Origin of the sequence: Pseudoalteromonas sp. Z1A2 (assembly GCF_011378755.1) — a bacterium.
Taxonomy (GTDB): domain Bacteria; phylum Pseudomonadota; class Gammaproteobacteria; order Enterobacterales; family Alteromonadaceae; genus Pseudoalteromonas; species Pseudoalteromonas distincta.
In genome coordinates this window covers 38,101-64,169 of record NZ_WTKX01000026.1, presented here as the reverse complement: position 1 = coordinate 64,169, position 26,069 = coordinate 38,101, and the positions used below count along the sequence as shown (strand labels likewise).

At 39.2% G+C, this 26,069-nt stretch carries 20 protein-coding genes and 1 pseudogene; 14 read left to right on the top strand and 7 right to left on the bottom strand.

Features of this window, described 5'->3' with window-relative positions:
• Positions 1–442: 442 nt before the first annotated feature.
• The 3 genes from GQR47_RS16385 to GQR47_RS16375 form a co-directional block, all read right to left on the bottom strand.
• Entirely contained in the window at positions 443–892 is a 450-nt protein-coding gene (locus GQR47_RS16385; RefSeq protein ID WP_165724156.1) for an antitoxin Xre/MbcA/ParS toxin-binding domain-containing protein, read from the bottom strand.
• Between the two features lie 88 nt (positions 893–980).
• Positions 981–2,414 carry a DEAD/DEAH box helicase family protein gene (locus GQR47_RS16380; protein WP_165724154.1) on the bottom strand — a complete coding sequence of 478 codons (1,434 nt, stop codon included), beginning with the start codon at positions 2,412–2,414 and terminating at the stop codon, positions 981–983.
• Positions 2,411–2,935 carry a hypothetical protein gene (locus GQR47_RS16375; protein ID WP_165724152.1) on the bottom strand — a complete coding sequence of 175 codons (525 nt, stop codon included), beginning with the start codon at positions 2,933–2,935 and terminating at the stop codon, positions 2,411–2,413. Before GQR47_RS16375 ends, GQR47_RS16380 begins: the two co-directional genes overlap by 4 nt.
• A 100-nt stretch (positions 2,936–3,035) precedes the next feature.
• On the opposite strand from GQR47_RS16375, the gene GQR47_RS16370 reads away from it, so the two are divergent.
• The 5 genes from GQR47_RS16370 to GQR47_RS16350 all read left to right on the top strand — a co-directional run bounded on the left by GQR47_RS16370 (position 3,036) and on the right by GQR47_RS16350 (position 10,390).
• Positions 3,036–3,272, top strand: a complete 237-nt coding sequence (locus tag GQR47_RS16370; protein ID WP_004588153.1) for a helix-turn-helix transcriptional regulator — start codon at positions 3,036–3,038, stop codon at positions 3,270–3,272.
• 151 nt (positions 3,273–3,423) lie between these two features.
• Positions 3,424–4,890, top strand: coding sequence for an N-6 DNA methylase (locus tag GQR47_RS16365; RefSeq protein WP_165724150.1), 1,467 nt, complete (start codon positions 3,424–3,426; stop codon positions 4,888–4,890).
• On the top strand, positions 4,890–6,077 hold the full coding sequence (locus tag GQR47_RS16360; RefSeq protein WP_240915905.1) for a restriction endonuclease subunit S: 1,188 nt from the start codon (positions 4,890–4,892) through the stop codon (positions 6,075–6,077). The genes GQR47_RS16365 and GQR47_RS16360 overlap by 1 nt, the downstream gene beginning before the upstream one ends.
• Positions 6,077–8,587 carry a DEAD/DEAH box helicase family protein gene (locus tag GQR47_RS16355; protein WP_165724147.1) on the top strand — a complete coding sequence of 837 codons (2,511 nt, stop codon included), beginning with the start codon at positions 6,077–6,079 and terminating at the stop codon, positions 8,585–8,587. Before GQR47_RS16360 ends, GQR47_RS16355 begins: the two co-directional genes overlap by 1 nt.
• A gap of 516 nt (positions 8,588–9,103) precedes the next feature.
• Positions 9,104–10,390 carry a hypothetical protein gene (locus GQR47_RS16350; RefSeq protein ID WP_165724145.1) on the top strand — a complete coding sequence of 429 codons (1,287 nt, stop codon included), beginning with the start codon at positions 9,104–9,106 and terminating at the stop codon, positions 10,388–10,390.
• Between the two features lie 92 nt (positions 10,391–10,482).
• On the opposite strand, the pseudogene GQR47_RS16345 reads toward GQR47_RS16350, so the two are convergent.
• A pseudogene (locus GQR47_RS16345) lies at positions 10,483–10,626 on the bottom strand (transcription elongation factor GreB); the annotation flags it as partial.
• A 195-nt stretch (positions 10,627–10,821) separates the two neighbouring features.
• Between GQR47_RS16345 and ompR the strand changes: the two are divergent.
• On the top strand, positions 10,822–11,541 hold the full coding sequence (gene ompR, locus GQR47_RS16340) for a two-component system response regulator OmpR (RefSeq protein ID WP_002959552.1): 720 nt from the start codon (positions 10,822–10,824) through the stop codon (positions 11,539–11,541).
• 5 nt (positions 11,542–11,546) lie between these two features.
• Positions 11,547–12,863, top strand: a complete 1,317-nt coding sequence (gene envZ, locus GQR47_RS16335) for a two-component system sensor histidine kinase EnvZ (RefSeq protein ID WP_165724143.1) — start codon at positions 11,547–11,549, stop codon at positions 12,861–12,863.
• Between the two features lie 19 nt (positions 12,864–12,882).
• Here envZ and GQR47_RS16330 read toward each other — a convergent pair whose 3' ends face one another.
• Positions 12,883–14,925, bottom strand: a complete 2,043-nt coding sequence (locus tag GQR47_RS16330; protein ID WP_165724141.1) for a glycoside hydrolase family 97 protein — start codon at positions 14,923–14,925, stop codon at positions 12,883–12,885.
• Between the two features lie 158 nt (positions 14,926–15,083).
• Between GQR47_RS16330 and GQR47_RS16325 the strand changes: the two genes are divergently transcribed.
• The 3 genes from GQR47_RS16325 (at position 15,084) to GQR47_RS16315 (ending at position 18,596) form a co-directional block, all read left to right on the top strand.
• Positions 15,084–15,707 (top strand): plastocyanin, encoded by a 624-nt coding sequence (locus GQR47_RS16325; RefSeq protein ID WP_024596788.1) that lies wholly within the window; start codon positions 15,084–15,086, stop codon positions 15,705–15,707.
• Positions 15,697–16,929 (top strand): hypothetical protein, encoded by a 1,233-nt coding sequence (locus GQR47_RS16320; protein ID WP_024596787.1) that lies wholly within the window; start codon positions 15,697–15,699, stop codon positions 16,927–16,929. The genes GQR47_RS16325 and GQR47_RS16320 overlap by 11 nt, the downstream gene beginning before the upstream one ends.
• Positions 16,930–16,994: 65 nt before the next feature.
• On the top strand, positions 16,995–18,596 hold the full coding sequence (locus GQR47_RS16315) for a methyl-accepting chemotaxis protein (protein WP_024596786.1): 1,602 nt from the start codon (positions 16,995–16,997) through the stop codon (positions 18,594–18,596).
• Positions 18,597–18,776: 180 nt separating this feature from the next.
• Here GQR47_RS16315 and speE read toward each other — a convergent pair whose 3' ends face one another.
• Complete coding sequence (gene speE / locus GQR47_RS16310) at positions 18,777–19,640, bottom strand: polyamine aminopropyltransferase (RefSeq protein WP_008138747.1); 864 nt, start codon at positions 19,638–19,640, stop codon at positions 18,777–18,779.
• Between the two features lie 199 nt (positions 19,641–19,839).
• Between speE and speA the strand changes: the two genes are divergently transcribed.
• The 4 genes from speA to GQR47_RS16290 are packed head-to-tail and all read left to right on the top strand — an operon-like array spanning position 19,840 to position 24,861.
• Positions 19,840–21,720, top strand: coding sequence for a biosynthetic arginine decarboxylase (speA, locus tag GQR47_RS16305; RefSeq protein WP_002959544.1), 1,881 nt, complete (start codon positions 19,840–19,842; stop codon positions 21,718–21,720).
• Positions 21,721–21,780: 60 nt separating this feature from the next.
• Entirely contained in the window at positions 21,781–22,659 is an 879-nt protein-coding gene (locus GQR47_RS16300; RefSeq protein ID WP_024604493.1) for an acyltransferase, read from the top strand.
• A gap of 25 nt (positions 22,660–22,684) precedes the next feature.
• Positions 22,685–23,605, top strand: a complete 921-nt coding sequence (locus GQR47_RS16295; protein ID WP_002959541.1) for an acetyltransferase — start codon at positions 22,685–22,687, stop codon at positions 23,603–23,605.
• Positions 23,602–24,861: a mechanosensitive ion channel domain-containing protein gene (locus GQR47_RS16290; RefSeq protein ID WP_002959539.1), complete on the top strand. Its 1,260-nt coding sequence runs from the start codon at positions 23,602–23,604 to the stop codon at positions 24,859–24,861. Before GQR47_RS16295 ends, GQR47_RS16290 begins: the two co-directional genes overlap by 4 nt.
• Here the strand turns inward: GQR47_RS16290 and chrA are convergent.
• Positions 24,818–25,972 carry a chromate efflux transporter gene (chrA, locus tag GQR47_RS16285; RefSeq protein WP_165724158.1) on the bottom strand — a complete coding sequence of 385 codons (1,155 nt, stop codon included), beginning with the start codon at positions 25,970–25,972 and terminating at the stop codon, positions 24,818–24,820. The genes GQR47_RS16290 and chrA overlap by 44 nt on opposite strands.
• Positions 25,973–26,069 lie beyond the last annotated feature (97 nt).

The following is a 26,069-nucleotide window of genomic DNA, read 5'->3' as shown; positions in this document are numbered from 1 at the left end:
GCATCGATGGTATTGAGTGATCTTGATGGATGGTATTAGGTGATCAGCTTAGATAGTATTAGGTGATCGCGATGCATGAGAATATGCAAGTGTGGCTCCACCCCCTTTTTCGACGCAAAGGTAAGCTCAAAAATTTATGGTCAGACTTAAAATATACGTATGGCAATTTTGATGTGGAGCAACCCAACGCCAATATGAAAGCCTTTATGAAGGCCATGAGTGACTCAAAGAAATCCGAGTTGTAATTTCACCTTATTAATGTTTTTAACGTCCGCTTTTGGCACAAATGCGACTATCAGAGAAAATTGAGTCATTAATAAGCTCAAATCAACGTTTTAATCTCTAAAGTGATAGCTTCTTGTTAAGTTAAGAAAAGGATAGAACTTGGTTTCATGTTGGCAGTCTGTTGATCGTGCGCTTTACGTCCTAAGACACTTTACTCTTAGGCGTTATAGCCATATTTGAGCCTGTTTACGGTATTTTTAATTAATTCACGGCCAGCTATTGTATCTATAAATGTTAAAGGTTTTTTAGAGTCGAATTGGAGTGACGAGGTATTTAACCAAATATTAAAACGTTCTATATTTTCAAAGTAATTAAGACAAAAAGAGCAGACTTTTGCAATTTCAAATGCATTTTCACTTAAAGTGGTATTTAAGGGCTTTAATTCTTTTTTATAGCGTACATATGAGCTCTTGCTAGTTCTAATAGCTGAAGAAAATGCTCGTATATCCCAGCCTAGCTCTATCCTTAAACGCTCAGCATTTTTGATATCTACACCTTGATGTATAAAGTTAATTTGTTCTAGATGACTAGATTTTTCACTGATATTTCTATTGCTTAAAATCTCTGTAAGGTCTATTTGTTTATGAATTTCAGAGAAGTTATACATAGCAACACCTTAAATTAAATTATGTTTCCTCGTGTAACTGAAATCGATGTTACCTGTAGAGGTCTACTTGAGGTAAATTCTAGTGTATTTACCGCAATTCACTTAACCCCAAAGCAATAGCCTCTTGCTGAAAGCGGCCTGATATATTAATAATTCGCTCATAGGCGTCGGTTAAAAAATGCTCCTCTGTCGCTTCAGATCTATTGCTCATAGCTGGCTGCTCAAAAAAGTCAGCAAAGTTATCAAAATCGAACTGGGTTTTGGAAGTTTTTTTACTTTGTTTATTAAAAGTAATATCGCTTGAATTTTCATCTACGGTATTATTTCCAGCAGCAGTCTCAATCTTTTCAAACTTAACTACATCAGCTTCAAATGGAACATCTTGATTAACCCTATACGCATACTCTAAAAGCTTAGGTTCGGCGGGCATGTACATAATCGCTTCTTGGTTTTTAGAGTTTGTTACCCTCAGTATGCGGCCCAATATTTGCCTAAAATGCATTTCTGTTTTTATGTTTGTAAGGTGACAGCAAACCTGCAAACGAGGGATGTTTGTACCTTCGCTAATCATACCAACAGAAATAATCCACTTAGTTTGTGCATACCTAAACTGCTGAATAATACTTGTAGGTTCATTTTCTCGGTAGGTTACAACAATGCTATCCTCGTCAAAGTGAGTTCGCATTAACATAGAGATTTGATGGGCATGCTCAACAGATGATGCAACAATCAACCCCGCTGCGTCGGGGTTTTTCAACCTGATTGAAGTAAGCTTTTTTTGAGCTGAAGAAATCATGTATTTTATTACCGCTTCATTTTCAATAATTTCTTGATAAGAAACGCCAGAGTCGTTTAATAACGCTTTAAAGCAGTTAAATGTTTTGGTTTCAGCGTCATCTACAACTGTAATGCGGCTATTATCAACAGCTACTATTTGTGGAACCCGACAAACATTATCTCCAATAGCCTCAGAAAGCCCGTAAACGTAATCACACGCTATTTTATTGTTAGGCTGCTGATATGATGAAAGAACAATAGGAGCAGCGTCAGAACGCCAAGGGGTGCCTGTTAAGGCTAATGTGTATTGTGCTTTATTTTGAATGTTAAGAATTATCTGCTCACCCCATGCATTGGCATTGTCAATATTAGAGCCAGCGCAATGATGAATTTCATCAAATATTACAAAAACACGATACCGTTCAAATAGCTGCCAAAAGTGCACATCTAAATACTGTAAGCTTTGATAGGTTAAAGCTCTACCTTTAGCGCCAATAAGCCCATCAAATCGTTCATTCGTTTTTAGCTGTAAGCTTTCCTTAAAGTCCTGAGAAACAATAGACGACGGTGAAAAACAAATGATTAAATCGACCATATTATTTTTTAATAATTGATTGGCTAATTCTGAGGCCATCAAAGTTTTACCTGACCCTGGAGTTGCCAAGGCTAAAAAGTGGCTATTGCCGTTCTGGTATTGTGTAAGCGCTAAATTAATACACTCGGCTTGCCATAGTCTTAGTTTCATATTTTCTCTAATGCTTCGTTTTGCTTCAGTAAGCCTTCAATCGCTCTAATCTTGCCAAGTATTCTTGTATTGTTGTCTCTCGCTTTGTTGTATTGTGGCTGAAGCTCATCTACTAATTCGGGTGACTCCAAATAAAGCTCTTTATATGCCTCAGATTCACCCATATTCAATAATAGCTCGGCTTTGTAGTGATTTAACTTACTAAGTAACAGTGCGTGTTTATCATCTGCCTTTTCTGTTGTTGCAATAGGTATGGCACTAGCTAAATGAGTAATTGCCTCAACGTTAAAGCTCTCAGTTTTATTGAATCGCGTAAATCCTTTTTTATTTGATACCACCTTTTTCAGCCAGCCTTTTTTAACAAGCTTGATCAGTTCTGCGTATATACTTCGCCTAACTGCTGTAGGTACTAAAGAAGAATCACTTTTTAATGCTAAGTACGCCGAACGCACATCACTTGTTGTGAAGTTATCAAAATTTGGTGCAACAATAATTTGAGCTACGAGAGGGTCAAATTTCAAAGTAAATCCTAATAAACTTCATATAATAATGGGTATTATAGGGCGTGGTAGTTAAGCCCTCAACATGAAAATCTAATCATTTTGCCTTGAGGAAAATCAGGTGAGTGATTTAGTTAAACATTTTGGTGAAAAGCTACGAGAAAAACGCAAAGAAGCAGGCTATTCGCAAGAAGGGTTTGCTGCCTATGTCGGTATAGAGCGCGGTAATTACGGAAAAATGGAAAGAGGTAATGTTAATATTAAGCTCGAAACCTTATATAAATTAGTAAACGCATTAAATTGCGAGTTTGAAGAGATACTACCGGCAAGGCAAAAGTATAAAATTGACCTAGATTAACCAAAAACTACTTGGTACCAATATATTATTAATTTTTTAATTAATTAGGGTATATTAATCACTATTACCTCAGGAATATAAATAAGCGAGTGAGTTGCTTTAAGTAAAATAAATCATCTTTAACTCTCTGGCTAGCAAGGACTTAACTTACATGTTTGAACAAACCTTTAAAAATATCGACGACATTTTTCATAAAGATGCAGGCTGCTCTAGTGAGCTAGATTACACCGAGCAATCGTCGTGGATGCTATTTTTAAAATACCTTGATGACTTAGAGTTTACCAAGTCTCAAGAAGCCGAGTTAATGGCAGAAGACTACCAATATATTATTGATGAAGAGTACCGCTGGAGTTCATGGGCTGCACCTAAAACCGCTAATGGTGAGTTTGATCACGATAACGCCTTAACAGGTAGCGACTTAATGGATTTTGTCGATGGCGAGTTATTCCCTTACCTCAAAGGTTTTAAGTTACGTGCTAAAAGCCCTGACACTATTGAATACAAAATTGGTGAAATCTTTAGCGAGATCAAAAACAAAATTCAAAGTGGCTACTCACTTCGCGACGCACTCGAAAAAGTAGACGAATTACGTTTTCGCTCACAAGAAGAAAAGCACGAGCTTTCACACCTGTACGAAGTTAAAATCAAAAACATGGGTAACGCTGGCCGTAACGGGGGCGAATACTACACACCACGCCCATTGATTCGCGCCATGATCGATGTATTACAGCCGCAAATTGGCGAAACCATATACGACGGTGCCGCAGGCTCGGCGGGTTTCTTATGTGAAGCCTACGACTACCTTCGCCAAGGTGGTGCTAGCAATAAACAGCTTTCAACCAGTGACTTAAAAACCCTGCAAGAAAACACTTTCTACGCCAAAGAGAAAAAGTCGTTAGCGTACGTTATTGCCATTATGAACATGATTCTACATGGCATCGAAGCACCTAACGTTATTCATACCAATACCCTGGGCGAAAACCTACAAGACATTACCCCAAGCAACCAGCACGACATTGTATTAGCTAACCCACCGTTTGGTGGTAAAGAGCGTAAAGAAGTTCAGCAAAATTTCCCGATTAAAACCGGTGAGACTGCCTTCTTGTTTTTGCAGCACTTTATCAAAATGCTAAAGCCTGGTGGCCGTGCAGCTATTGTTATTAAAAACACCTTTTTATCGAATACCGATAACGCCGCCATTGCCTTACGCAAAGAGCTATTAGAAAACTGCAACTTACACACCGTGCTCGATTGCCCAGCCAAAACCTTTTTAGGCGCAGGGGTAAAAACTGTGGTGTTGTTTTTCACCAAAGGCGAGCCGACACAAAAAACCTGGTTCTATCAGTTAGATCCTGGCCGCAGCTTGGGTAAAACCAATCCACTAAACGACAAAGACTTAAAAGAATTTATCGAGCTACAAAAAGACTTTGCAGATAGTGCTAAGTCTTGGTCATTAACAACAACTGAACTGGATGAGGCAACATGGGATTTATCGGTTAAAAACCCCAATCAAGCAGAAGAAGCCCCACTGCGTGAACCGCAAGCAATCATTGAAGAAATCATCGCCCTGGATAAAGAAAGCGAAGCAATTCTGGGTAAAATTCAGGAGTTGTTGTGATGGAAGGTTGGAGGAAAAAGAAAATAGGTGACTTTCTTACTCTTGAGTATGGAAAGCCTTTGGATAAGGTCAAAAGAAAGGTTGATGGGTTATACCCAGCATATGGAGCTAATGGAGTTAAGTGCCGAAGTGATGAGTTCTATTTTGATAAAAAAACTATTATTGTTGGGCGTAAAGGATCGGCTGGAGAAATTACCCTAACAGAAGAGAAGTTTTGGCCCTTAGACGTCACTTATTTTGTGAATTTTGATGCTACGAAATACGATTTAATGTTTATTTATCACTTATTATCTCGTTTAGATTTACCTAGTTTAGCAACTGGTGTAAAGCCAGGAATAAATAGAAATAATGTTTATTCGATTAGTGTTCAAATTCCCGAAATAAAAGAACAAAAATGCATCGTCGCCATACTCGAACAGGCCTTTGCCGACATAGAACAAGCCCGCGCCAAGACTGAGCAAAACCTCAAAAACGCCCGCGAGCTGTTTGAAAGCTACTTGCAGCAAGTGTTTAGCCAGCGTGGTAAAAAGGTTCAGAGTGTTGAGTTGGGAGATGTGGTAGATGTGCTGACTGACTATCATGCTAATGGTAGTTATAAAGTTTTAAAGCAACATGTAGAACTAAAAGAGCAGGAAGATTTTGCTTGGATGGTTAGAAGTACTGACTTTGAAAAGAAATTCAAAAATGAAAAGCGATATATTACCGAGCATGCTTATAACTATTTAACAAAGAGTAAATTGTTCGGTGGCGAAATTATTATGAGTAAAATAGGAAATGCTGGAAAGGTGTATTTTATGCCTGAAACTGACCGGCCTTGTTCTTTAGCAATGAATTTATTTTTAATTCGCTTGGATCCATCCAAAGCGAATAATGAATATATTTACCGCTATTTAAACTCTAGTAGTGGGAAAGCCCAAATAGCGCCAAGACTAAAAGGTGCAGCAACACAAACAATTACTAAAGACAACGTGAGAAGCCTTCAAATTCCAATGCCTTCTTTAGATGGACAACATGAGGTTATTAAGAACCTAAAAATTCTAGAGAAAGAGATCGAATCACTAGAAAGTCTTTACATGAAAAAACTTACAAATATCGAAGAACTCAAAAAATCTATCCTACAAAAAGCCTTTTCAGGTAAGTTAACGAAAACGCTTGAGGTTGATACAAACAAAGGAGCAGTGGCCTAATGTCACAAGCAAGGATGCGTAACGAAGCAGATACACGCGCGGATTTAATTGATCCTAAATTGGTTGCTTCAGGTTGGGGTGAAGTTGATAGCAGCTTTATTCGTCGTGAGCTTATTTGCCCAGGCCAAATTATGGCGGGTGGCAAACGCGCTAACAAAGTGCCTTGCGATTATGTGTTGGTATATAAAGGCCGTAAGCTTGCCGCAGTAGAGGCAAAAAAAGAAAGCCTTACTTATAGCGAAGGTGTGCGCCAAGCGAAAGACTATGCACAACGCCTGCAATGCCGTATTGCATATGCCACCAACGGCCATGAGATTTACCAGATTGATATGCTCACAGGTATTGAGACGCTGGTAGATGAATATATGTCTCCCCAAGCGCTTTGGGAGTTAACCTTTGAGCAAAAAGGCGATGCACCAGAAGCGGATTATACGACAGCTTGGCGTGATGCGTTCTCTACTATTCCCTTTGAGGCCAAAGGCGATTGGGCACCGCGTTATTATCAAGAAAACGCCATTCATAATGCTCTTGAAGCCATTGCCCAAGGTAAAAATCGCATCCTGCTAACATTGGCCACAGGTACAGGTAAAACCTGTATTGGCTTTCAAACCGCATGGAAGTTATTTAAAACTCGTTGGAGCTTAACTGCACAAAAAGACGTTAGCCTTGCTAAAAAGCGCCCCCGTATTTTATTTTTGGCCGACCGTAATATATTAGCTAATCAGGCGTTTAACGATTTTTATTCGTTTGGTGATGATGCCATTGTGCGTATCACCCCTGAAGATATACGTAAACGAGGCGGTGTGCCGAAAAATGCTAGCGTATTTTTTACAATTTTTCATACTCTTATGTGTGGGCCTAAAACTGAATTAAAAGAAGCCACAACAGAAGAAGATGAAAATGCGCCACTCAAAAAGGCAGAAAACCCGTATTACGAACAATACCCAGCTGATTTTTTTGATTTAATTATTATTGATGAATGTCACCGTGGTGGCGCGAATGATGAAAGTGCTTGGCGCGATATTCTTAAACACTTTGAACCCGCAGTTCAGCTAGGCTTAACTGCCACACCAAAGCGTACCGATAACGCTGATACCTATGGTTACTTTGGCGAACCCGTTTACAGCTACACATTAAAAGAAGGCATTAACGATGGTTTTTTAACGCCATTTAAAGTGTTACCCATTGTTGGCACTATGGATGAGTACAAGTACATAGAGGGAGATGGTGTTGTTGTAAAAGGCGATCCTGAGCCTGGTAAACTATATAAAGAAGGTGACTTTAACCGTATTATTACCATACCTCAGCGCGAAGAGCGCCGTGTGCACTATTGGATGGATCACTTTAATCCTAAAGAAAAAACCATCGTGTTTTGTGCAACACAAGTTCATGCCGGTATGGTACGCGATTTTATTAATCAGTACGCAGTTAAAAAAGGCTGGACTACCAACACTAACTATTGTGTTCGTGTCACCGCTAACGATGGTGTCGCGGGTGAAAATGATTTAAAAACCTTCTGTGATAACGAAAAAACCATTCCGACAATTTTAACCACCTCACGCAAACTCTCTACCGGTGTAGATGCACGTAATGTACGCAATATTGTGCTTATGCGCCCTTGTAAGAATATGATTGAGTTTAAGCAGATAATAGGGCGAGGCACTCGCACATACGATGGCAAAGACTACTTTACAATTTACGACTTTGTAAAAGCGCACCATAACTTTGCCGACCCTGCTTGGGATGGCGAGCCAATACCCAGCGAAGTATGCTCAGAGTGCGGCACAACTCCATGCCAATGTGAAGACACTGGCGGGGATGGAGCCGGTGAAAAGAAACCGTGCAAGGTGTGTGAACAAAAACTATGTATTTGTGAAAAACCAGAGCCTGAAGGCTGTGATAAATGTGGCGAAAGACCATGTGTATGTGAAAAGCTTGAAATAAAGCTCTCAGACGGCCGTACACGACAAATTAAGCATATTTCCTCAGCAATGTACTGGAATGCTGAAGGCAAGCCCATTACAGCAAAAGAATTTGTTGAACGTATGTTTGACGACTTACCGCGCTTTTTTGAAAATGAAGACCAACTACGCGAAATCTGGAGCGATCCAACCACTCGCGAAAAGCTATTAGAAGATTTAACCGAAGCGGGCTACGATAGCGAAAAACTCGATAGTATGAAAGCCGTAATTGATGCACAAGACAGCGATGTATACGATGTTTTATCCTACGTAGCGTATGCCTCAGAGGCACAAACACGCACTGAACGAGCTCAACAAGCAAAACCTAAAATAAACTCTGCTTTTAGCGATTATAAACAACAAGAGTTTATAAACTTTATATTAAGTAAATACATTGAAGATGGCGTGCAAGAACTCGCACCTAAAAAAATGCGCAGTTTAGTAGAGCTTAAATACAACACCATTAACGACGCCGCCATTGAGTTTGGATCACCGACAGCGATACGCGATACGTTTATTGGTTTTCAGAAGTATTTGTATGCAAGGTAGTTAAATTATATAACTATCTGTAAGCGGAGGAACAACGAATTAACTTTCTCAAGTTGATGTCTCTGAGCTACTACATATAACAGGTTCAAATAAATACTGCTTTAATAGCGTTTACTCATACATTGATACTCAGAATATTATACTGTAGCCAACGCGTTTGAGCATAAGTTTCAAATTTTCCTCAGGAATTTTTTAAATTCATTTAGCTATGCACTTACGTTATTTTGTTTATCGAATTTCTAATGACTAATTAAACATTTTCGTTTAAATCCAGACACATCATGATACCCATATCATTCTCTACTTAATTTGCTGTAATAGGGAATACTGTTGCACCCAGCCATAGCATAAAAGCAAGTTATAGATGTAATAGTTCAGTCTTAGTTTATAAAAATGAAAGTAAAAATGTATATTGTTAACTTTGTTTGAATTTAGGTGTTTTACATTTAGAATAGTAATAAATTACTAATAAACTAATTGAAGCCAATTCTTTAGGCTTTCTTTGTCTGGAAAAAAATGAAAAATTACGCTTATATTTGTTATGAACAAGCGGTTAGTGAAGCTGAAGTTGAACTAATAAATCAATTTTGGGAATTAGAGAAAGGTGAGAATATTAAATTTGCAAATAATGCTCAAAATGTATTTAAAGAATTTAAAAGCAAACTAGATAAGCCTTTGTCAATAATAAAAAGTAAAAGTAGCTGTACCAATGTTCATTCAGCATTTAACTGCGATAGCTGCAATAAAAAAAAACTATTTTCTACTCGTAAAGAGTGCATTGAGCAGTTTGAGTCTGAGCGATATGTGTGTAAAAGTTGCCTTGTTGAGTGCTATTTAAAAGATGGAAAATTAACAATAGAAAAGTTAGGTGAGTATATTGAGCAGAGGCTAAAGTCTGAAAGTACAATTTCTTGTTTAACATATATCGAAAAACTATATTTATTTCTTCTACTTACACGGTTTAATGATGGCAATAAGGCGCCGATTAAGCATCATTACGATGCTCATTCAGAAACTCTCGGTTGCGAAGAAGCAGAAAAAAGAATGATGAAAAGCTTAATTTCCAAAGGTTTTTTAGTCCGCATCACTGAGCATGACTTTAGGGAGGCTCAAGCTCAAGGTCGTGAATCTATAAGATCTTTTCTAGGCGCTTGTTTGCATCTATTTATTCGCGAAGATAATATTTTATCTGAATTGCCAACTTATTCGACTTCATTCATCAACTCCTTTGGATTGTACTTACGCTACTCTGAGGAATATAGCTCAGTTAGCGAATTAACTAAGAGGTTATATGATGATATTTGCGCTCGCAAAGTTAGTAAGAATGATGTAGAGGAGATTCAAGAACTATTGGAAAAAAATAGGATATACAACATCCTGTTGATTATAGAAGACGCTTGTTGTGACTTTAAAGTTACAGTGCAAAAATCACTCCGTTTTGGGAATCTTTTACAGTACCTTGCCAAAAATTATTCATTACCGATTATTAGCTATGTTGTATACAAAGAAGCAAGAAATTTAAGTGCATATTTATATAACAGAAATATCCCCAGTTACATATCTGATAAACTTTTAACAAAGAGAATAGAAGAGTATTTAGACTTAATAAAAAGAAAGAATTACTCTGCTGTTTACACTCGTAGATTGCCTGAAAATATTAGAGTATCAGAAATGGAGGCTTTTTTTTGTAGGGAATTTAATGAAGATTGCTTTAACTGGTTTCATTTAACAAATGAGGAGGTTTTGGACTCCTGGATATCAGGTGCAACAATTGAGTTTAATGTTCCATCTTTACTAAGTTGAAGAGTACATTAAAATAGTACGTGTACTATTTATAAGTTGTTGTTTTTAATGTGAACTTTGTATGCATAGTATGTTTTCTGGGGTTATAAATAAAAGTCTGCGTTCTCAGAGCGATCTCCGAGGCTGGCTGCCCAGCTAACTATTTTTGTTACTTCTGGGCGTTTTACGTTCCATAGTTGATCGTGTTCTTGTTGTAATTGCAAGTAACCTTCGCGGGTAACTAAATTTGTTTTCATGGCCAATTCTTTATTAACTCTAATGGTGTGCACGTTATTAAATTTGCCAAAATTTGTCGAGCGTAAAATTTAATAAAGTACGAGTAAGGAAGCTTTGAAATGTTCAGTAACAATCTAAGCAAGTAATTAGTTTTTGATTATTAAGTTTTTCATTTATATTAACTAGTAATTGGATATAAAAATAAGAAAGAGATTATGGGACACGAGACCACAAAAGTATTAGTTGTTGATGACGATATGCGCTTACGCAGTTTGCTTGAACGTTACTTAGTAGAGCAAGGCTTTATTGTTAGAACCGCAGGAAACTCGGAGCAAATGGATAGACTCCTAGAGCGTGAAAACTTTCACTTAATGGTTCTCGATTTAATGCTTCCAGGCGAGGATGGTTTATCTATTTGCCGCCGACTACGCCAAAAAGAAAATGAAATTCCTATTGTTATGCTTACTGCAAAGGGCGACGAAGTAGATCGCATTATTGGCCTTGAACTTGGCGCTGACGATTACATTCCAAAACCATTTAATCCACGAGAGCTACTTGCTCGCATAAAAGCCATTTTACGTCGCCGCGCAAAAGAAGTGCCAGGCGCACCTGCTGCTGAAGAAAACTTAATCGCTTTTGGTAAATTTACGCTTAATTTAGCAACGCGCGAAATGAGTGAAGGGGATAAAACAATATCGCTTACCAGTGGTGAGTTTGCAGTGCTTAAAGCGCTTGTTTCGCATCCACGTGAGCCACTTAGCCGCGATAAGCTAATGAACTTAGCGCGTGGCCGCGATTACAGTGCGCTTGAGCGAAGCATTGATGTGCAAGTGTCGCGACTTCGCCGCATGATCGAAGTAGATGCTGCCAATCCACGATATATTCAAACCGTTTGGGGTTTGGGGTATGTGTTTGTTCCCGACGGTGAAAAGTAATATTTATGGGTTTTTTTCCGCGTAGTGCTTTTGGACAAACTGTTTTTTTAGTGGCGGCTCTGCTGCTCATAAATCAAATAGTGTCTTATGTTACGGTTAGTTTTTATGTTGTAAAACCAACCATTGAGCAAGTTAACTTGATGCTTGCTAAGCAAATTAAAACAGTATTTATTGATTGGGAAGATGGCGTTGAAATAAACGACGAAGTATCTGCAAAGTTTTTTGAAATCACTGGCATTGAGGTCATGACGCAGCGCGAAGCAATGCGCCAAGGGCTTGGGCAAAGCCGCGAGTATTCTATGCTATCGCGTAGCATGACTGAGCAACTTGGTGGTTTTTCTCGTGTACGTATTAGCCAAACAGATCCATTGATTTATTGGGTTGAAGCACCGCAAGCACCAGGTTATTGGGTAAAAGTACCGCTTAAAGGCTTTAAAGAGAATAACTTAGAGTTTTTAACTTTTTACTTATCAAGTATTGGCTTTTTAAGCGTTTTGGGTGGGTGGTTGTTTGCAAGACACCTTAATAGGCCATTAAAAGCATTGCAACAAGCTGCAGTAAAAGTAGGTAAAGGCGATTTTTCTACCAAATTAGAAGAAGAAGGCTCAACAGAAGTAATAGAAGTAACGCGCGCGTTTAATCAAATGTCGCGCGGAATTGCCGCACTTGAAAACGACCGCCGTTTACTAATGGCTGGTGTATCGCATGATTTACGTACGCCGCTTACGCGTATCCGTTTAGCCACCGAAATGATGGTTGATGAAGACGACTATCTTCGTGAAGGTATTATTTACGATATAGAAGATATGAACGGGATTATCGATCAGTTTATTGAGTATTTACGCCACCATAAACGTGAAGAACTAAGTTGCGAAGATATAAATGCTTTAGTTGCCGAGGTTGTCAATTCTGAGCTTCAGCATCAACGTACTATTACGTTTAAAAGTAATCCAAATATAGGCAATATACCGTTAAGCTCTGTGGCTATTAAGCGTGTAATTACCAACATGATTGGTAATGCACTGCGTTATTCTGAGGGCGATATTGAAGTACTTAGCTACTTTAATTCAAACAAAAAGTATGTAGTTATCGCTGTAAACGATAGTGGTCCTGGGATCCCTGAAAACGAATTAGAGTCTGTGTTCGAGCCCTTTAAGCAAGGCGATGCTGCACGTGGCAGTGAAGGTAGTGGCTTAGGCCTTGCCATTATTAAACGCATTGTTGATATGCACGACGGTAAAGTAAAACTAGAAAACCGCCCAGAAGGCGGTTTAAGTGCACAAGTATATTTGCCAATCAAGGTATTAACCCCTGCACAATAAATACAGGGGTTTTATTGTATTAAAGTGCTTTAAAACGAATAGCTGTACCGCCACTAGTGGCTAATTTAAGCGTTAGTTTATCGTTTGCAGTTACAATTCGTTTTTCGATAGCTATATCGTACGGATTGTTTTTCCACTCTGCGTTTTTACCATCTTTATAAATTTGCGCTTCAAACTTTTTGCCCTGCTCTAAAAAGTCGAGTTTCACCTCAATTGTTCTGGCTTTCTCGTCAGTAACAGCACCTAGGTACCAATCGTTTCCTGAGTATTTAGTGCTTTTACGTTCTTTACGAGCGAATACAATAAAGTCGCCTACTTCACCATCAATAGCAATACTTTGCTGCCAATCTGTTGGTACGTCCTGAATGAATTGAAACGCATCGGGCTTAGCCAAATAGTTTTTAGGTAAGTCGGCAGCCATTTGAATTGGGCTATACAAAACAACATAAAGTGCGAGTTGTTTGGCAAGTGTAGTTTGTGGGCGGTTTGTATCGCCTCCTAAACCATTAAAGCTCATATCAAAAATACCTGGCGTAAAGTCCATTGGTCCTGCAAGCATGCGGGTAAAAGCAAGCATTGGTACATGCTCTGGTGGATTAGGTGGTGAACCCCATGCATTATATTCTTGTCCGCGTGCGCCTTCGCGCGCAATCCAGTTTGGATAAGTACGGCGCAGGCCTGTATCTTTAATTGGCTCGTGAGTATTAATGCTAATTTTATGTTTAGCTGCAAGTTTTACGTTATAAAGGTATTCGTTAACCATAAACTGGCCGTCATGCCATTCGTGGCGAGCAATACCGTTTTTGTCTATACGTTTTATATTTCCGCCATCGGCTACATAACCTGTTTTTACTTGGCTGACGTTTGATTTTTCGTAAAGTGTAAAGGCATTTTCCATTTGGTCTCGGTAGTTGCTTACATTGCCTGATGTTTCGTGATGGCCAATGAGCTGTACGCCTTTTTCTTTGCCGTATTGAGTCAGTGCTGCTATATCAAAATCATCGTACGGTTTGGTAAAGTTAAATACATCGCCATTAAAGTACCAATCGCCATCCCAGCCAATATTCCAGCCTTCAACGAGTACGCCATCAAAACCATACTGCGCTGCAAAATCCATATAGTATTTTGTGGTTTGCGTAGTGGCGCCGTGTTTTTTACCGCTACCCCAAGTTTGCGTGTTTATATGCATACCCCACCAAATACCGACGTATTTGCCAGGTTTAACCCACGACACGTCACCGAGTTTATTAGGCTCGTTTAGGTTTAGTATTATATCTGAATTAACTAAGCCAACAGCGCTGTCGGCTATTTGAATGGTGCGCCATGGTGTTTTAAAAGCGCCTTGCTTTTTAACGGCAATACCATCTGACCAAGGGGTTAAGTCGGCTGTAAATGTGCCTGGACGGCGCTGATTAAGCACCATACCCGCGTAATCAACAAGAGCGGCTTCATGAATACTAATATGAGTACCGTCACTTGTTTTAAACGTAAATGGTGTGTGGGCTAGTGGAGCTTCGTTAAGCGCGGTGGTGTTATAAACATATTCGTAGCGGTTCCAGCCACGAGCAGGTATCCACCATGCTGTTGCATCATGGCTATTGTTTATTGCAAATTCAGTTAACTCTTTAGTTATTTCTGTATGTTCGAAGCCGGTTTGTTGTGGCACTTCGTATCTAAAACCTACACCACTATCAAATGCTTTAAATCGAATAGTGTAGGTACCTTTATTTGGCTCGTTTTTTGTAAAGGTAACGGCTACTTCGTTATATTCGTCAACAACGTTTTGGCGTTCGCCCCAAGGTTGTTGCCACTGCGAGTTAACGCTTTGTTGTTCAATGCTTTTAATTTTAAAGCCATCGCTAAAAGCTGCTTGTGTTTTAAATTCAAACCCCAGTAAAGATTTGTTTATAACCGCTTTGTTTTTAAATTTTATGGCGTAGCTTGGCGTGTTGTTTTCGTCAGAGATGCTTACTGTTATTTGTGTGTCTGGCGATTTTAGCTCTACAGTTTGTCCGTAGCTATTACTAGCAAAGGCTAAAAGCACAAGTGCAGGGATTCTCATGGTGTGTCCTTAGATGAGTCGGTGGTGACATTTAAGGATAATGACTGTTGATGATTAATACGACTGCCTACATACGTATTCAATGTTTTAAAAAATAGAAAGAATTTAGTGGTTTAATCGGTCTATAATGTAAACAAATTGATAATAGCGACAAGAAAATGATAAAAAGCTTACTTTGTGTATTTTTACTAAGTGTTAGTACTGGAGTTTTTGCAGCAAATATAACAATTAAAAATGCTAATAATGACCCATTACCTAATGCTGTTGTGTGGCTAACTGCAGGAGATTCCTCTAGCGTTATTCCTCCAGAAGCACCTTATGCGATGACCCAGCAAAATCGAGAATTTAAGCCGCGTATTTTAGTTGTCCCACAAAATGCAAAGGTAGAGTTTCCGAATGCGGACTCAATCATGCATCATGTTTATTCATTTTCTAAAGCTAAAACATTTGAATTAAAGCTATATAAGGAGCACCCAAAAGCGCCCATTACTTTTGATCAAACAGGGGTTGTTGAGCTTGGCTGTAATATTCATGATTGGATGTTAGGTTATATTGTGGTGGTCGATAGTTCTATTTTTGCAATCACTGATGAAAATGGTCATGTTGATTTAAATGCCAATGCAGGCGAATACACGTTAAGTGTTTGGCATTCTGGGTTTAGTGATATTAGTAAGGTTGAATCTCAAACTATTACTGTGGCTACTAACCCGATCACTTATAAAGTAAAGCAGGAAATTGCGGAGCAAATTGACTTTGCTACGGATGAATTTGATGACTATTAATCGTTTAACGAGGCTGATATTTTTAGCCGGTGCTTTATGTTTTAGTAATGCATTGTATGCACAAGTAAAAGGCTTGATACAAATTAGAGCCGTGCAGGGTGACGATACACGTAGCTTCCAAGAGGGCGGCCTTGGGCTATATCGGCACGATACTAAAAGCGACGAACTTATTTTATCCCAAGGTATTTTAGATTTTAATGTTGATTTAGCATCTAGTTGGTCGGCTCATGGGGTGTTAAATGCGAATCAAGATCCTGACGTTGGCCTTGGTTTTACGCAAGCTTATATAAAGTATCAGCCGCTATCTAACAGCAACTATAAATGGCATGTGCGTGTAGGGGGCTTTTATCCACTTATGTCGCTTGAAAACCCTGATATAGGATGGACTTCTCCTTATAACTATACAAACTCAGCTATTAATAGCTGGATAGGCGAGGAAGTACGCACTGTTGGCGCAGAGGTAACTATTAAGCGCCCAGCAAAACGTTTTAACAGCGCTCTTAGCTTTAGTTTTGTAGGTGCTACATTTAAAGGCAATGACCCTGCCGGTACTTTACTTGCTTGGCGTGGTTTTGCATTACACGATAGGCAAACTACATTTAACGAAAGTGTTAAATTTGCGCCTGTAGCGGCATTAAATACGTATGAATTACGCTGGCAAGCTAATCAGGTTTTACCGTTTGAAGAAGTAGACGGACGTTTTGGCTATTACGCTGGCGTACACTGGGATTACTTAAAAAAATCACAATTTCGAATTTATTATTACAACAATAACGGTGACCCAACCACACTTAATATTAGTACAGGGCAGTATGCTTGGGATACTCGCTTTACAAGCGCCGCTTGGCTTTATAAGTTTAATAATAAAACCCGCTTTATAGCACAGGTACTTAATGGTAAAACCGAAATGGGCGCTAATGCTTTAATAGATAATGCCTTTTACAGCCATTATTTAATGTTAAGCCATAAAGAAGGCAAGCATCGAGTTTCTGTACGCTACGATTACTTTAAAGTGACAGATAACGACACTACTGCGTTTGATCCTAATGCAAGCAATGGAGAAGGTTTAACCGCAACATGGCGCTACCAGCTCACTAATAAACTACAAATAGGGGTTGAAGGTTCTGCACTTAAAAGTGTTGCAAAAAATAGAGAGCCAATTGGATTTAATGAACGAATCTCGCAGCAGCAAATAATGCTAAACGCTCAATGGCGATTTTAGGTTTTATAAACTAGATTTATTATCAAAAAGGTAGGTATTAAATATGGTTTTTTTTGGAGTAATTAATGAATTTGAATAGTATCCGCGTCAAAGTCTCTTTTCCTATTGTTATTTTAGGTATTGCTATCTTGTCGTTAATTATTGGGTATTCATACTTAATTAACTTACAAAAAAATGCATTAGATGTGCAATCCGATAAATTTATTAAGGCTGTGTCTCTTGCTTTGAGTGCCGACAGGGATTTGTATCAAGCAAAGGTTGCTGAGTTAAATTTAGTCGCACATAACGACAATAAAGAAGCTTATTTGCAAGAACATAAAGAAAATGCTGAGCAAGTAACGCAAAGGTTAGAGCAGTACTTAACTTTGTTATCGGACTATCCAAAAGCTATAAATGGGCTTCGCGGTTTTGATGGTGCTTATAATACTTGGTTAAACGCTTCACTGGCCTATATGAATGATAAAACAAATCTAAAAAAACAGTCTCAATCAGAAAAAGCATTTGACGAATTAAGAGCTACGCTTGATCAAGCTGGTGAATTAGCAGAGCAAACATCGGTTGAAGAAGTTCAAAAACTATCAGACACAATTGCTTCAACTAAGTTAACTATGCTTATTTTTGTCATATTAATTTTATTAGTGGCGTGTTGGTTTAGTTACCTTATTCCTAAGCAATTAACACAGCAAATTAACTATGTAACTTCTCGTATTAACGATATAGCCTCTGGTGATGGCGATTTAACTGGCAGGATCGCTATAACGTCTAAAGATGAGTTTTCTGAACTTGCAACGCAGTTCAATCGATTTCTCGACAACTTACAGCAATTAATTCGCGATATTTTAGAGCAATCAAAAGAGCTAAGTGAATTAGGAGGTGAGTTAAGTCAGGTTGCAAATAAAAACAATGCTGTAAATCAAACGCTCAGCCAAGCCTCTGAGTCAATAGTAAGTGCAGTGCATGAGATGAGTGTAGCAAGTAGAGAAGTTGCAGGTGTTGCTCAGCAATCATCAACAGAAGCTGATAAATCGTTAAATTTAGCTCAGCAAGGACTAACAGCGGTTGCGCACTCTAGTTCTCGTATTATTTCTTTGTCGCAAAATATGGAGCAAGCTATGGCGCGCTCTACAGAACTACAACAAAGTTCTGATAACATTGCCAAAGTACTTGAGGTTATTCGTGCAATTGCAGAGCAAACAAATCTGCTGGCGCTTAATGCTGCTATTGAAGCCGCGCGAGCTGGTGAATATGGCAGAGGTTTTGCTGTGGTAGCAGATGAAGTAAGAACATTGGCTACACGCACGCAAGTAAGCACAAACGATATTCAAAAAATGATAGAGCAATTTGCAACGAGCGTAGAACAATCAATTAAAGCGATAGATGAAGGTAAGCAATTTGCAGATGATGCGGTTGGCTCGTTTAGTCAAACTAATGATGTGCTTAATGCAATGCAAAGCTCGTCTACTAAAGTAAATGATATGGCGATGCAAACAGCGCAAGCGACTGAAGAGCAGACAACGGTTGCAGATGAAATAAGTCAAAACCTATCATCATTAAACGATCAAACTTTAGAAGGGGGAGCGCTTGCTCGAACTACTGAAGATGTATCTAAAAACATGGAACAATTGACAGATGAGCTAAATCACTTAGTGCATCGATTTAAAGTTTAAATAAGCTGATTATCGGGTTAGATAACTCTTTAAGGTTTTGAAATATAACTGTACTTATGTTGTTTGCTAGCTAGAGTTCAGTTTGAATCGTCATTATAAAAATAAAAAGGGACTTTAAAAGTCCCTTTTTTAATGCAATTTTAACCTTGAGAAGTCAACAAAGCCTAAAGTGAATTAGTATTATTTTTTATCAAAAGCGCGTTTCATGTAGTTAGGTGTAGCGAGTGCACCATGATGAATACCGCTGTTGTAGTATTCACTTTGCTCAGCTATTTGTGCTGCGCCGTCTTCTCTAAAACCGTCAAATGCTTGTGATTTACGTGCAAGTGTTACCGACCATAAACCGCTTGGGTAAATTGGTTGTGGGAATGGCAGTGTTTGTAAATCGTTAAAGCCTACGCTTAGCATTGCTTCGCGCATTTCAACTAATAATGGCATATGCATAAGAGGTGATTCGCTTTGTTGTACTAAAATACCACCTGGGCGCAGTGCATCTAAACAGCTTGTGTAAAACGCATGATTAAATAAACCTTCACCTGGACCCACCGGATCGGTGCCATCAACAATAACCACGTCGATAGATTCGCCAGCGGCTTCGCGCATGTATTTAATACCGTCGTCAAACATAACCGTTGCACGGGCGTCGTTGTTAGATTCACAAAGCTCTGGGAAGTATTTTAACGACATTTGCGTTACTACTTCGTCTATATCTATTTGCGTTACAGTTTCTACGCCTGGGTGTTTTAATACTTCGCGTAAAGTACCGCAGTCGCCGCCGCCAATAATAACGACGTTTTTAGGGTTTGGGTGCGCTAAAAGTGCAGGGTGGCTGATCATCTCATGGTAAAAGAAGTTTTCGCGGGTTGTTACCATAGTACACCCGTCGATGATCATTAAATTACCAAAGTCTGTGGTTTCAAACATTTCTACCTTTTGAAAAGGAGACTGTTTTTCATCTAACTTTTTATTAATACGTAATGAAAATGCGCTGCCATCGCGGTCGCTAATTTCAGTAAACCACTTACTTTGATCTAAATTTGCCATAGTTACTATTACACTTTTTTAGGTTGAGTATGAAAAAGGGGCAATTCTGCCAGTGCTTGGCGTTTTGCTCAATGACATTTTAACTGATTTGACGAATAAAGTTAGTTAGGAGTGAGTGAAAGTTCAATTTTTGTTAGCCTAGTGGATAGTGACGTATTAAAATGCGCCTTTATACCTAATTGACTAAAGAAGAGTTGCCATGACCTGGGGTTTAGAAACAGCACGCGCCACTTATAACGTTGCTCATTGGAGTGATGGTTATTTTGATATTAACGCACAAGGCGAACTGGTGGCTTACCCAGATGGCGACCAAACAAAACCGGCCATTTCTTTAACGCAATTAACAGAGCAGTTTAAACAACAAGGTTTAACGTTGCCGGTTTTAGTACGCTTTACCGATATTTTAAAAAATCGTGTAGACACCCTTACTAATGCGTTTACGCAAGCGCGAGCAAATCGTGAATATAACGGTAAATACACCTGTGTTTACCCAATTAAAGTAAATCAGCAACGTTCTGTAGTAAGTAAGCTATTAGCGCATCCAAGCGGGCTTGTTGGCCTAGAAGCAGGCTCAAAGCCAGAACTTATGGCTATTTTGGGCGTAGCAAAAGAGCCAATCACTATTGTGTGTAACGGCTATAAAGACAGTGAGTTTTTACGCTTAGCATGTATTGGTCAAGCAATGGGCCACAGCGTAAAAATTGTGGTAGAGAAGCTTTCAGAACTAACCACACTACTTGAAGAAATAGACAACCTAGGCATTGAACCTGCTATTGGTATTCGTATTCGCCTAAATTCAGTAGGCAAAGGCAAGTGGCAAAACACGGGCGGCGAAAAAGGCAAGTTTGGTTTAACGGCAGGCCAAGTACTAAGTGCTGTTGAAGTGCTGAAAAAGCATAATAAGCTGCACTTAATGCAAATGGTGCATTTTCATATTGGTTCTCAAATTGCCAACATTCGTGATATTCACCGTGCTTTGCGTGAATGTGCACGCCACTTTGCTGAGCTTACACAATTAAACGTACCGTTAAACACCGTTGATGTAGGCGGCGGCTTAGGCGTTGATTACGAGGGCTCTGGCTCACGCAGTGCGTGTTCAATGAATTACACCGTAGAAGAGTACGCGCGTAATGTAGTGAATGCATTTGCAGAGGTGTGCGATCAGCATAACCTTACGCATCCGGCCATTATCACCGAATCGGGGCGCGCTTTAACCGCTCACCATGCGGTATTAATTACCGATGTAATTGACGTAGAAAAAGCGCCCAATCATTTAAATCCAGAGCCACCGCTTGAAAATAGCGCGTTAGTGCTTGATGAAATGTGGCAGTGTTTACAGCGTTTAAACCCGCGTATGGCACTTGAGATTTATCACGACGCTATGCACTTATTTAGCGAAGCGCACGATCAGTACGTGCATGGCTTAGTAAGCATGCTAGAGTGGGCGAAAATAGAGCAGCTTTACTTTACTATTTTACATCGTGTACGTGCATCGCTTAGTAATAATGCGCGCGCGCACCGTGAAGTCCTCGACGATTTAAACGAAAAGCTTGCCGATAAACTCTTTGTTAACTTTTCATTATTTCAGTCATTGCCTGATGTATGGGGTATTCAGCAGTTGTTTCCGGTTATGCCAATCGAAAACTTAACTCAACCATTGACTCAGCGCGCGATTATTCAAGATATTACCTGTGACTCTGACGGGCAAATCCGCGAATACGTTGAAGGCGCAGGTATCGAAACCAGCCTACCAATACCAGAATATAAACACGGTGAGCAATACCACATTGCTATGTTTATGGTGGGTGCATATCAAGAAATTTTAGGCGATTTACATAACCTATTTGGTGACACTGATTCTGTGCATGTAGAGCTTAACGATGAAGGTTATGTGTTAACCAATGCCATAAAAGGTGATAGCGTTAAGGATGTATTAAAGTTTGTTGACTATGATAGCGCCATTTTAGCTGACAACTTTGCGTACCAAGTTAATAAACTTGATGTATCAGCGCAGTGTAAAGAAGGTTATTTAGCTGAGCTTAATGCAGGCCTTGAAGGCTATACCTATTTTGAAGATTAATTTGTAAGCAACTGAAAGCGCAGTATTAGTGGCTGCGCAATGTTTAAAGGAATGGAAGTAATGTCAGTTATTCGCGGTGTATTTAGTATTATTTTTTACACAATAAACACACTTTTTTGGTTTGTGCCTATTTTTATTTGTGGGCTTATAAAGCTTATACCTATTAAGCCTCTACAAAAGGTTATGAGCTGGGCTGCAAAGCAATTTGCAACTATTTGGGTAACCTTTAATAGCTTAAATCAAAAGTTATTTACGCCAACTAAACTTAATGTAACTGGCCTTGAAGACCTTAAGCTAAAGGATTGGTACCTAGTAATTGCAAATCACCAAAGCTGGGTCGATATTTTAGTATTGCAGCGCGTGTTTAACCGTAAAATTCCATTTTTAAACTTCTTTTTGAAAAAAGAGCTTATTTACGTGCCTATTCTAGGTTTGTGTTGGTGGGCGCTTGATTTTCCGTTTATGACTCGCACGAGTAAAAGCCAATTAAAAAAGAATCCAAAGCTGCGAGGCAAAGACTTAGAAACCACGCGTAAAGCCTGCGAAAAATTTAAAGAGATGCCAGTAAGTGTGGTTAACTTTGTAGAAGGCACTCGTTTTACTACACAAAAGCACGCGCGCCAAAATAGCCCGTTTCCACATTTATTAAAACCAAAAGCGGGCGGTATTGCTTTTGTAATGCAAGCGATGGGCGAGCAAATTACTAAAGTGGTTAACGTTACCATTCATTACCCAGATGGCATTCCTACATTCATGGATTTTGCAGGTGGTAAGGTAAAAAATATCAACGTACACGTGGATGTAAGGCCTGTAAGCGAAGAGCTTATTGGTGACTACACCGGCGATTCTGAATTTAGAGTACGCTTTCAAAGCGAGCTAAATCGTTTATGGGAAAATAAAGAGCAAACATTACAATCGCTCGAAAAACACCCCAAATAAAAGGCAAAAATATGAGCTTACAGTTATGCTAAAAAAGTGGTTACCAAATTGGCTTAACGGCTTAATTGTGGGCTGCGTATTGTTTTCTAATGTAATGCTTTTTGGCTCGCTAGTATTTGTACTAGGGCTTATTAAGTTATTACTGCCTTTGTCTGTTGTTAACTCTTTATTGCACAGCGCTTATCGAGGGTGGTGTAATGGCAATCGGTTTGGCTTGTGGCTAGGTTGTCCTAATATTGTGGTTGATATAAGTGGCGATTTAAATTCAAAAAGTTGGTATTTACTTATATGTAATCACACGAGTTGGTTAGATATAACCGTGCTTAGCTCATTACATGCATTACCAGCCCCTAAGTTTTTTTTAAAAGATGAATTAAAATACGTGCCTTTTATTGGCACTGGTGCGTGGGCTATGGGTATGCCGTTTATGAAACGGGTAAGCAAAGCACAGCTTGCTAAAAACCCAAAATTGAAAGGGTTGGATGTAGAGCGCACAAAGCACAGCTGTCGCAATTTTCGTCACTATCCTACTACCATCGTTAATTTTGTTGAAGGCACACGCTTTACGCCAGCTAAGCATAATCTGCAGCAAAGTCCTTTTAAGCACTTATTAAAACCCAAAGCGGGTGGCATTGCTTTTGCGCTTGAAGTGCTAGCCAACCAATTTGATGCCATGCTAAATACAAGTTTAGTGTATAGCGGTAAAACAGATCACGTTTGTCGGAACTTACTCAAAGGCGAGCTAGATTCTATTTATGTTTCAATAGACGTAACGCCCATTAATGACAATATGCAGGGCAGCTATCAAACCGATGACGTATTTAAAGCTAATTTTCAACATTATGTGAATGAGCTATGGGTTGCAAAAGATCAGCAGCTTGCCGATATTTATGCTCAACAAGATTTACCTGAACCACAAATCAGTAAGGAAATTGAAACACTATGACCAACACCCACCTACAGGAGTTAATCGCTCCTTGGTTTGAAAAAGTACCCGATGCGGATTTTCTTAGTTCTATTACCGCAGTTTCAATAGGGATTTTTTCTTTATTAATTGTTTACTTATTTACTCGTAGGTTAATGTTACCAGGCATTCAAAAAGTGGTAACTAAGCTTTCGCCTCAACGTATTGGTTCGTTGTCGCCTATGCTTAATAAGCTTAATAGACGTATTGCAGGTATGCTTTGCTGCGTATTATTTTTGGCGACCTTTGACAGTGTTTATCCGGTTAATGAGCTGACCGCTGAAATTTTGAAAACGGTTGGCCAAGCCATACTAATTATTCATGTAGGTTTTATTTTTAGCAGTATTGTAAGCATTGCGGGTTCTATTTATAACCAATTGGAGTTTGCACGCGAAGTCCCTATTCAGGGCTTAATTCAGGTTGTTAAGCTAATCACCTTTATTGTGTGTGCTATTTTAATTGTAAGTATTTTCCTTGAGAAGTCACCCACTTATATTCTCTCTGGCTTTGGTGCTATTGCTGCTGTTACGTTATTAGTATTTAAAGACACTATTTTAGGCTTTGTAGCTAGTATTCAAATCGCAGCAAATCGCCTAGTAACCTATGGTGATTGGATTCAAGTAGAAAACTATGGCGCCGATGGCGAAGTAATTGATTTGGGTTTAAACACTGTAAAGGTACGTAACTGGGATAACACCATTACAACTATTCCAACTTATATGCTAGTTGCGGGTTCGTTTAAAAACTGGCGCGGTATGCAAGAGTCGGGCGGTAGACGTATTAAACGTTCACTTAATATAGATATGCACAGTATTTGTTTAGTAAGTGATGAATTTAGAAAGCAGATAGATGCGGCTATTCCGCTTCATGACTATATCCGAGTGACGACATTACCCGCTCAAGTTTCTAATTTAGGGCTGTTTCGTCGTTATGCTGAGGGCTATTTAAAGCAGCACAGTAAAATTAATACGTCGCTTACGTTAATGGTACGAGAGCTACAACCAATGAACCACGGGTTACCGATTGAGTTTTATTGCTTTAGTGAAGACAAACGCTGGATTTCGTACGAGCATCTACAAGCCGAAATAATGGACCATTTACTTGCAGTATTGCCAGTGTTTGGGCTTAGGGCATATCAAAGTGTTAGTGGGCAATTAAGCCCTCCTAACGAGCAACAAACAGATAAGCCAACATTTAGAGTGATGGCAAATAGTGCTGCAAAAGACCCACAGCAATAAATAAAGCTAAGAGCCACCAAATAGGTGGCTTTTTAAATCGCAGCCATGCAAATGTAATTATTAGTAACGCAACCTGCCAAAGGTTATGCACAGCCGATGTCCAAATTGGTGAATACAATGCGGCCGCTAAAAAACCGACTACCGCTGCATTAAGCGCCGCTATTGAACTTGCAAAATGTGGCTTACTTGCCAAATTAATCCAACTCTTCTGAAACGCCAGTATAAGTAAAAAACCAGGCATAAATATAAGCAGTGTAGCTATAAGGGCACCCACTAAAGGTTGCTCAGAAGTAAGTTGTGCGCCTAAGTAAGTAGCAATAGTAAACATTGGCCCTGGCACTGCCTGTGCACTCGCGTAAGCACTTAAAAACTGATCATCACTCAATGCTGGTACGCCAGCTTGAAGTACCGGCAGTACTACGTGTCCGCCGCCAAACACCATTGCACCCGCTTGGTAAAAAGGGATAAACAAAGCAAACTCATGCCCTAGTGGAATAAAGCTAACCCCAAGTAAGAGCGCAAATAACCCCAGTGCAATCCAATTAATATTACTGTTTTTACTGCTAACATCGTCTGCTACTGTGCCAAGTTTTAATAAAGGCCATATAGCACCTACTGTTGCTGCAGTGATTAAAATCGCTATTTGAGTTCCCATCATTGGAAATAACACCAAGGCAAGTGTACTCATTATCGCAAGTAACTTAAGCGCAGCACTTGTACAAAAGCTTTTAGCCATACTAAGTGTTGCATCCGCGACTATAACAACGGCAAATAACTTTAAGCCTGCAATAATTGCAAAGTAAACAGCGTCAAACTGATGGGCACTAACCGCAAGCAGCACCATTATTAAAAACGAAGGCAAGGTAAAGCCTACAAAAGCAGCTATACCACCCAGTACTCCTGCACGCTCAACACCAATAGCAAAACTAACTTGGCTAGAGCCTGGCCCTGGTAATGCTTGGCTTAAACTAATAAGTTGTGCGTAACGGGTGTTAGTTAGCCAATTTAACGAATCTACAAAGTGGCGCTTAAAATAGCCTAAATGCGCAGCGGGGCCACCAAAACTCATGCACCCTAGTAAAAAAAATTGTCTAAAAATAGCAATTAACATTGCGCCAATATCCTTTGTAAAATTCATTAAATTGTCACAGCGTAGTATGACATTTTTATTAAAACGGCACATTAGTTTGAGGTCTGTTTAACAATCA

Bases quoted from the DNA above. Each gene is read 5' to 3' on its own strand.
- GQR47_RS16290 (WP_002959539.1), top strand. From the start codon at position 23,602: ATGACCAACACCCACCTACAGGAGTTAATCGCTCCTTGGTTTGAAAAA.
- chrA (WP_165724158.1), bottom strand. From the start codon at position 25,972: ATGTTAATTGCTATTTTTAGACAATTTTTTTTACTAGGGTGCATGAGT.
- GQR47_RS16365 (WP_165724150.1), top strand. From the start codon at position 3,424: ATGTTTGAACAAACCTTTAAAAATATCGACGACATTTTTCATAAAGAT.
- GQR47_RS16300 (WP_024604493.1), top strand. From the start codon at position 21,781: ATGTCAGTTATTCGCGGTGTATTTAGTATTATTTTTTACACAATAAAC.
- GQR47_RS16385 (WP_165724156.1), bottom strand. From the start codon at position 892: ATGTATAACTTCTCTGAAATTCATAAACAAATAGACCTTACAGAGATT.
- GQR47_RS16315 (WP_024596786.1), top strand. From the start codon at position 16,995: ATGAATTTGAATAGTATCCGCGTCAAAGTCTCTTTTCCTATTGTTATT.
- envZ (WP_165724143.1), top strand. From the start codon at position 11,547: ATGGGTTTTTTTCCGCGTAGTGCTTTTGGACAAACTGTTTTTTTAGTG.
- GQR47_RS16355 (WP_165724147.1), top strand. From the start codon at position 6,077: ATGTCACAAGCAAGGATGCGTAACGAAGCAGATACACGCGCGGATTTA.
- GQR47_RS16320 (WP_024596787.1), top strand. From the start codon at position 15,697: ATGACTATTAATCGTTTAACGAGGCTGATATTTTTAGCCGGTGCTTTA.
- ompR (WP_002959552.1), top strand. From the start codon at position 10,822: ATGGGACACGAGACCACAAAAGTATTAGTTGTTGATGACGATATGCGC.
- GQR47_RS16295 (WP_002959541.1), top strand. From the start codon at position 22,685: ATGCTAAAAAAGTGGTTACCAAATTGGCTTAACGGCTTAATTGTGGGC.
- GQR47_RS16350 (WP_165724145.1), top strand. From the start codon at position 9,104: ATGAAAAATTACGCTTATATTTGTTATGAACAAGCGGTTAGTGAAGCT.
- speA (WP_002959544.1), top strand. From the start codon at position 19,840: ATGACCTGGGGTTTAGAAACAGCACGCGCCACTTATAACGTTGCTCAT.
- speE (WP_008138747.1), bottom strand. From the start codon at position 19,640: ATGGCAAATTTAGATCAAAGTAAGTGGTTTACTGAAATTAGCGACCGC.
- GQR47_RS16360 (WP_240915905.1), top strand. From the start codon at position 4,890: ATGGAAGGTTGGAGGAAAAAGAAAATAGGTGACTTTCTTACTCTTGAG.
- GQR47_RS16380 (WP_165724154.1), bottom strand. From the start codon at position 2,414: ATGAAACTAAGACTATGGCAAGCCGAGTGTATTAATTTAGCGCTTACA.
- GQR47_RS16330 (WP_165724141.1), bottom strand. From the start codon at position 14,925: ATGAGAATCCCTGCACTTGTGCTTTTAGCCTTTGCTAGTAATAGCTAC.
- GQR47_RS16325 (WP_024596788.1), top strand. From the start codon at position 15,084: ATGATAAAAAGCTTACTTTGTGTATTTTTACTAAGTGTTAGTACTGGA.